This is a genomic window from Citrobacter sp. (assembly GCF_050252275.1).
Classification (GTDB): Bacteria; Pseudomonadota; Gammaproteobacteria; order Enterobacterales; family Enterobacteriaceae; genus Citrobacter_A; species Citrobacter_A amalonaticus.
The window spans coordinates 1-5,616 of the sequence record NZ_JBFWLF010000294.1 but is presented as its reverse complement, the minus strand read 5'-3'; the positions used below and the strand labels follow the sequence as shown (position 1 = coordinate 5,616).

Sequence of the window (5,616 nt, the reverse complement as noted above, 5' to 3'; positions counted from 1 at the left end):
CCGCTGCGGGTCGCATAATCGGCCATCTCTTGCCGCAGGGCGTCCATCACGTCAGCGACCTGGCTCAATGTATACAGTTCGATCTGCGCAACGCTCACCTGCTGACCCTTGATGGTGAAACGCTTGATATCTTTTTGCAGCAGTTCACTGGCGCTTAATCCTTCGACGCTGGTTTTAGCACTCAGCAGGTCAGCGCTGAACGCCGCCAGCTCAACCCCGGCACGCGTTGTCAGTGCTTCAACGGCCTGACGGTCATCCGCCGTGGTGGTTGGCGAGCGAAGCGTGACAGTGTCACTCAATATTGCACCCAATAGTAATAGCGCCTGCGCAGACGTTATCTGCGCCCTGTCCTCCGGACTCATCAGTTGCCATAGCAGCGTGGCGCTGCTGCCCACTGGCTTTATCCACACTTCTGGCGGCAAACGGGTCACCAGTCCACCCAGACGGTGATGATCGATAATACCCACGATATTGCTCGCCATAAGGGTTTCCGGTCCCTGCGCTGGCTCGGTGAAATCCACCAGCCAGACGTCGAGGTCTGTCAGCGGCATCGTCAGTAACGGCGGCATGTCCAGCCCCGCACGCTCAAACAGAAATTGGGTTTCGCGATTGGGTTCACCCAGGCGCCAGGCCGAGGCCTGACGTCCGCGCATGTTCAACCAGCGGGCAGCCATAAAAGCGGTGCAAATGGCGTCACTGTCCGGATTCAGGTGGCCTACGACATGGATCATTTTCGCCTCCGAAGAGAAAGTGCTGTTACTTAAATAAGTTAAATGTTAATAATATTTTGCAATCAAGTTATCAAAAACAAACAACTTTACTTGTCACCGGCATCGCTCTGTTCTTAACATCGCTTATGGAAAAAAATAGTCTGTTCAGTCAGCGCATCCGATTGCGCCATCTTCATACATTTGTCGCTGTCGCTCAACAAGGAACCCTGGGGCGCGCAGCCGAAACCCTTAACCTCAGCCAGCCTGCGCTTTCCAAAACGCTTAACGAACTGGAGCAACTGACCGGCACCCGCCTCTTTGAGCGCGGACGGCTCGGGGCGCAACTGACGTTACCTGGCGAGCAGTTTTTAACCCATGCGGTGAAAGTGCTAGATGCGCTCAACACCGCCGGGCAGGCGCTGAACCGTAAAGAAGGTCTTAACAATGATGTGGTAAGAATAGGCGCGCTACCGACTGCCGCGCTGGGTATTCTTCCGTCGGTCATCGGTCAGTTTCATCAGCAGCAAAAAGAGACCACGCTGCAGGTGGCAACGATGAACAACACTATGCTGCTGGCGGGCCTGAAATCCGGCGAGCTCGACATCGGCATTGGCCGGATGTCCGATCCGGAATTGATGAGCGGCCTTAATTATGAGCTGCTGTTTCTCGAGTCCTTAAAGCTGGTCGTGCGTCCGAATCACCCACTATTGCAGGAAAACGTGACGCTGAGTCGCGTGATGGAGTGGCCCGTGGTTGTTTCGCCCAAAGGCACAGTACCGCGGCAGAATGCCGAGACGCTGTTGCAAAGCCAGGGTTGTAAGATGCCAACCGGCTGCATTGAGACGCTCTCCGCCTCGCTGTCGCGCCAGTTAACGGTTGATTATAACTACGTCTGGTTTGTGCCATCTGGCGCAGTAAAAGAGGATTTGCGCCAGGCGACGCTGGTTTCGCTACCCGTGCCCACACAGGGCGCAGGTGAGCCGATCGGAATTCTCACCCGTGTGGATTCACCGCTCTCTTCCGGCGCGCAACGCTTAATTGCCGCTATCCGTAAATCGATGCCGTTATAACAATCCGGATGAGGCGCCTTTTCGCCTCATCCGGTAATGGCGCTTAGAAGGTTTCCCAGTTATCCCCGTGATCGGTAACCGGCTGTGTCAGAGGCTGAACGGGGGTGTTTGTTGTCGGTACGCGTTTGCTCGTGGGTCCACCCTGTAAGCGAAACGTCCCCACCGCCTCCGTCAATCGTGCCGCCTGCTCTTCCAGCGACGCCGCTGCCGCAGAGGCCTCTTCCACCAGCGATGCGTTCTGCTGAGTCACTTTGTCCATCTCAGAGATGGCCTGGCTGACCTGCACGATCCCACGGCTCTGCTCGTCCGACGCCGCGGCGATTTCCAGCATGATATCGGTGACGCGTTTTACCGCCTCCACGATGTCGGTCATCGTGTTCCCCGCCGCGACCACTTCACCAGAACCTTGATCGATGAGACGGACGGATTCGCTGATAAGCCCTTCAATCTCTTTCGCTGCCTGGGCACTGCGGCTGGCCAGCGTGCGGACCTCACTGGCGACCACGGCGAATCCACGCCCTTGCTCACCGGCACGCGCGGCTTCAACCGCGGCGTTCAACGCCAGAATATTGGTCTGGAAAGCGATGCTGTTGATAACCGCCGTGATCTCAGAGATTTTCTTCGAACTGGTCGAAATATTGCCCATCGTCTGGACCACGCCGGAAACCATCTGCCCGCCACGGCTGGCTTTTCCGGACGCGTCTTCCGCCAGTTTGCTGGCGTGGTGTGCATTATCGGCGTTTTGCTTCACCGTCGCGGTCAACTCTTCCATGCTGGCCGCCGTCTGTTCGATCGCCGCCGCCTGTTCTTCGGTGCGTGACGACAAGTCGGTATTGCCCGCCGAGATTTCGCTGGTACCGCGATAAATCTCTTCTGCCCCCTGACGCACCGAACCGACCGTTTGCACCAGCGAACGCTGCATTTGTTGCAGGTGGCGGCTCAGTCGCCCAATCTCGCTACGCCCGGTAGGTTCATCCTGCATGGTGAGATCACCGGCGGCAATTTGCTCAATACGCTGCGCGGCATGCTGCAACGGCTGAATGACGGTACGACGCAGAACAATAAACGTCATCAGCGTCAGCACCAGTGCCAGACCAAAAGCGGCAATCATGAATATCATGCCCAGTTGGGTGCGCTGATGAGCCTGTTCGCTTAACTGGTTAGCGCGCGCCATGCGCAGTTCAATTGCCTTCAACAGGACCTTATTGTAACTGGCATCCAGTTGTCTTGCGTGTTCGCTTTCGTGGTTGATGATCGCTTCGAACATGCCGTTTCTGGCGTACTTGAGCATCGGTTGCATTCCCGCTATATAGGCTTTGAAACTGCTCTCCAGTTCGCCATCCAACGCTTCATCCGCAGGGGTTTTCACCTTGCGCGCCATGTAAATAGTAAACCCTTCTTCAGACTGCTTAATACGCTTTTCCGCCGCCGCAATGTTGGCTTTCATGTCATCCATTTCAGCAATTCGGCTCGCCGCGCCGGCATGAATCATGTTGATTCGCGCGGTACGCAGGTGGTTCGAACTGTTCGATAATCCCATGCGGACCTGGATCTCATCTGTCACATCCCGCTGATCGCGGTCAGCCTGCATGAGAAAGTAGCCCGCCAGACCGGAGCTCAGCGCGAACAGTAAAAGGATGCCACCGAGAATGGAGGAAAACAGCGGAACCAGCCTGATGTGATGCAGAAAGCCCAGCTTATGTGGTGCTTGCATCGATGATGTGTTGTCCATGACCGTCGACTCTCTTGTAGGATTAATGCGTAATACGCGCCCGTAAGATAGTCATCGGCATTCCGCGAATTTTACTTACCGGGAAAAGCGCCGTTTTCGTCACAGTTTGACAACATTTATGTTAAAAAATGGAAAGCGCCAGCGGTGATTTCCGCTGGCGGATGAATCAGTTATCGCCGAAATGGATAACGGTACGGATGGATTTACCTTCGTGCATCAGGTCAAACGCGTCGTTGATTTGCTCCAGCGGCAAACGATGGGTAATGAACGGATCCAACTGGATTTTCCCGGCCATTGCCTCTTCCACCATGCCCGGTAACTGGGTGCGCCCTTTGACGCCGCCAAACGCGGAACCGCGCCAGACCCGGCCTGTCACCAGCTGGAACGGACGCGTTTTAATCTCCTGGCCCGCCCCGGCAACACCAATGATGATGCTCTCGCCCCATCCTTTATGGCAGCATTCCAGCGCCGCACGCATCACGTCGACGTTACCGATACATTCGAAGCTAAAGTCGACACCACCGTCGGTGAGCTCAACAATCACCTCCTGGATCGGTTTGTCATAATCTTTCGGGTTAATGAAGTCGGTTGCGCCCATTTCACCCGCCAGTTTGAATTTTTCCGGGTTGGTATCGACAGCAATAATACGCCCTGCTTTCGCCTGTACAGCGCCCTGAATCACCGCCAGGCCGATCCCGCCAAGGCCAAACACGGCAACGGTATCGCCCTCTTTGACTTTCGCGGTGTTATGCACGGCACCTATGCCCGTAGTGACGCCACACCCCAGCAGACAAACCTTATCCAGCGGGGCTTGCGGGCTGACTTTCGCCAGTGAGATTTCCGCACATACAGTGTATTCGCTGAAGGTACTGGTACCCATGTAGTGATAGATTGGTTCACCATTGTAAGAAAAACGGGTGGTGCCATCCGGCATCAGACCTTTTCCCTGGGTGGCGCGCACGGCCTGACAGAGGTTGGTCTTCCCGGATTTACAGAATTTGCACTCGCCACATTCGGCGGTATACAGCGGGATAACATGGTCGCCCGGCTTCAGGCTGGTCACGCCTTCGCCGACGTCGACCACTACACCGCCGCCTTCATGTCCCAGTACCGCCGGGAACACACCTTCTGGATCGTCACCAGACAGCGTAAACGCGTCAGTGTGGCAAACGCCAGTGTGGGTAATTTTAACCAGAACTTCGCCTTTTTTCGGCGCTGCGACGTCAATCTCAACAATTTTGAGCGGCTGACCGGGGCCAAACGCGACTGCTGCACGTGATTTCATCTGTCTCTTCCCTTTATTGCGAGGTGATAGGTTTATTTTAGATAAGCGCGAAGAAGGTGGCCGATTTCAGCCATACGCACGGCGCGCTGGTCAGGAGTGGTTTCACCACTCACCAGCTCATCTTTCAGGTGGATCTCAACCATTTCGCCCATTAAACCGTTGGACGCACCGCGGACCGCAGCGATTTGTTGCAGGATAGCCAGGCAAGGTTCGCCAGACTCCAGCGCACGCTCCAGGGCATCCACCTGCCCCCGAATGCGCCGGACGCGAGTCAGAATACGTTTTTTATCTTCAGGTGAATGCGGCATACGCCCCCCTTGATACTATAGGGGGGTATAGTAACAGCATTGTAATGAGAATGAAAAGGAGAGAGACAAGAAAATGGGATTAAGGATATGACAGGGCAAAAACTGCTGCGACTTCAGTCGCATCACATACCGGAACAGTGCGGGGAAGCGCTCCCCGCGCCTGTATAATCACGCTAGCGTTTACGCGGCATCATGCGCAGCAGCGTGTTGTCCTTCCAGAAATAGTGGTGCAGTAGCGCGGCAGCGGCATGCAACGCAATCACAAAATAGCCGAGATTGGCCAGCGTGATGTGCCAGGATTTCAGCGTATCCACCAGGTCAAAGTTCCCTTCTGCCGCGTGCGGCATCACCAGACCAAAGGCCATCCACGGATTACCGCGGTTGTACATCATCACCATGCCGATCAATGGCAGCGCGATGAACAGCAGATAAATCACCAGGTGTCCAAGATGCGCCAGTCCGGTCATCATCGGCTTCGGTTTGGGCACGATGGGAGGAGCCGGTTATTTCA

General features: G+C 55.5%; 5 protein-coding genes and 1 pseudogene. 1 reads left to right on the top strand and 5 read right to left on the bottom strand.

Annotation, left to right across the window (positions count from 1 at the left end):
* Nucleotides 1-731, bottom strand: a 731-nt coding sequence (locus AB7E14_RS19710) for a DHH family phosphoesterase (protein WP_428169832.1), incomplete at its 3' end; no start/stop codon positions are given.
* Nucleotides 732-856: 125 nt separating this feature from the next.
* On the opposite strand from AB7E14_RS19710, the gene AB7E14_RS19705 reads away from it, so the two are divergent.
* Nucleotides 857-1,780, top strand: a complete 924-nt coding sequence (locus AB7E14_RS19705) for a LysR substrate-binding domain-containing protein (RefSeq protein WP_043000621.1) — start codon at nt 857-859, stop codon at nt 1,778-1,780.
* A gap of 43 nt (nt 1,781-1,823) precedes the next feature.
* On the opposite strand, the gene AB7E14_RS19700 is transcribed toward AB7E14_RS19705, so the two are convergent.
* The 4 genes and pseudogenes from AB7E14_RS19700 to cybB all read right to left on the bottom strand — a co-directional run.
* Entirely contained in the window at nt 1,824-3,512 is a 1,689-nt protein-coding gene (locus tag AB7E14_RS19700; protein WP_046401596.1) for a methyl-accepting chemotaxis protein, read from the bottom strand.
* Between the two features lie 166 nt (nt 3,513-3,678).
* Nucleotides 3,679-4,797, bottom strand: a complete 1,119-nt coding sequence (locus tag AB7E14_RS19695) for an S-(hydroxymethyl)glutathione dehydrogenase/class III alcohol dehydrogenase (RefSeq protein WP_316961689.1) — start codon at nt 4,795-4,797, stop codon at nt 3,679-3,681.
* A 32-nt stretch (nt 4,798-4,829) separates the two neighbouring features.
* A complete protein-coding gene (locus AB7E14_RS19690; RefSeq protein ID WP_003833178.1) occupies nt 4,830-5,105 on the bottom strand; it encodes a metal/formaldehyde-sensitive transcriptional repressor in 276 nt (91 codons plus the stop codon).
* 173 nt (nt 5,106-5,278) lie between these two features.
* Nucleotides 5,279-5,608: pseudogene (cybB, locus tag AB7E14_RS19685) on the bottom strand (cytochrome b561); the annotation flags it as partial.
* Nucleotides 5,609-5,616 lie beyond the last annotated feature (8 nt).

Excerpts from the sequence above, each read along its gene's own strand:
- AB7E14_RS19705 (WP_043000621.1), top strand. The coding sequence starts at position 857 with ATGGAAAAAAATAGTCTGTTCAGTCAGCGCATCCGATTGCGCCATCTT.
- AB7E14_RS19700 (WP_046401596.1), bottom strand. The coding sequence starts at position 3,512 with ATGGACAACACATCATCGATGCAAGCACCACATAAGCTGGGCTTTCTG.
- AB7E14_RS19695 (WP_316961689.1), bottom strand. The coding sequence starts at position 4,797 with ATGAAATCACGTGCAGCAGTCGCGTTTGGCCCCGGTCAGCCGCTCAAA.
- AB7E14_RS19690 (WP_003833178.1), bottom strand. The coding sequence starts at position 5,105 with ATGCCGCATTCACCTGAAGATAAAAAACGTATTCTGACTCGCGTCCGG.